Annotated in this window: 2 protein-coding genes; both read right to left on the bottom strand. The window is 72.1% G+C overall.

Going from position 1 to position 1,075, the window contains the following annotated elements; all coding sequences use genetic code 11:
* Positions 1-818: winged helix DNA-binding domain-containing protein (locus ACFWGZ_RS41275; RefSeq protein WP_382457023.1), on the bottom strand; the 818-nt coding region annotated here is incomplete at its 3' end.
* A gap of 5 nt (positions 819-823) precedes the next feature.
* Positions 824-1,075: aldo/keto reductase (locus ACFWGZ_RS41270; protein WP_382457022.1), on the bottom strand; the 252-nt coding region annotated here is incomplete at its 5' end.

Raw genomic sequence — 1,075 nt, 5'->3', positions numbered from 1 at the left:
GTGTATAAGAGACAGGTGTCGGCGTGTGGGCGGGGTGCGTCGGGCAGGTCGAGGAGCAGGCGGCCGCGTTCGTCGCGGTAGGTGACGAGGTCCCCGCGGAGGGCTTTGACCGCGGCGGGCAGTCCGGCCAGGCCGCTCCAGGCGCGGATGTCCGCGGTGGTGGCGGGGCCGTAGGCGGCGAGATAGCGCAGGACGAGTCGCTGTCCGATCGGATCGTCCGGGTCCGCGGGCAGAGGGGGGATGGACTGGTGCAGCCAGGTGGACAGGGGGAGGTTGTGGACGCCTGCGGTCCTCTTCCACAGTCCTCTGGGGGGCAGTTGGGCCATGGGGATGAGCGCGGCGACGAGAAGTTCGCCCAGCACCCGGCCGGGCGGCGTGGGCCAGCGGTCACGAAGTGCGCCGACGAGTTCGCCCATGGCGCGTGGCTGGTGATCGGCCATCACGGCCCGTCCCGCTGTGCTCAGTTCGTCCAGGTCGATTCCGTTGAGTTCGCTGCGGTAGGTGGACAGGACGCGTTGCCGCAGCATGGCGTCGTGGCGGGGGCGCCAGGCGAGCGCGTCGGTGGCGGTGACGAGGTGGACGGTGCGGCGCATGAGGTGGGTGCGCACAACCTGGCGGCCCACGACCAGGTGGTCCAGGTCGGCCGGGGTGAACGCCCTGACGCGCGACCACAGGCCGGTGAACGGTTCCTGCGGGGCCTGGGCCTGCAGTCCGGCCAGGTGGGACACGGCATCGAGGGCGGTGCAGTCCTCGCGCTCAAGGAGGTACTGGCGGGCGAGGGTGGCCCGGTTGAGGTCGCGCTGGGTCAGGACGCTCATGGGTCTCAGGCTGCCGCACGCTCGGAGCCGGGGCGACGCCGCCGGCCGATGTCGGTAAGGGAGGGGGGCTGGTGGGCCACGTCGAGCGGGCCGATGTCGGTGCCCGGCGGAACGATGTCGTCGATCCGGTCCAGGACGGCGTCGTCGAGCACGGTCGCGGCGCCTGCCAGCAGGTCATCGAGCTGGTCGAGGGTGCGGGGGCCGATGATGGCCGAGGTGACGTCCGGGTGGGCGGTGGCGAAGGCCATGGCCAGGTG

Source organism: Lentzea sp. NPDC060358 (assembly GCF_042725365.1).
GTDB lineage: Bacteria > Actinomycetota > Actinomycetes > Mycobacteriales > Pseudonocardiaceae > Lentzea.
Note: the sequence above shows the minus strand (reverse complement) of the source record. Positions and strands in the feature narration are given on the sequence as shown.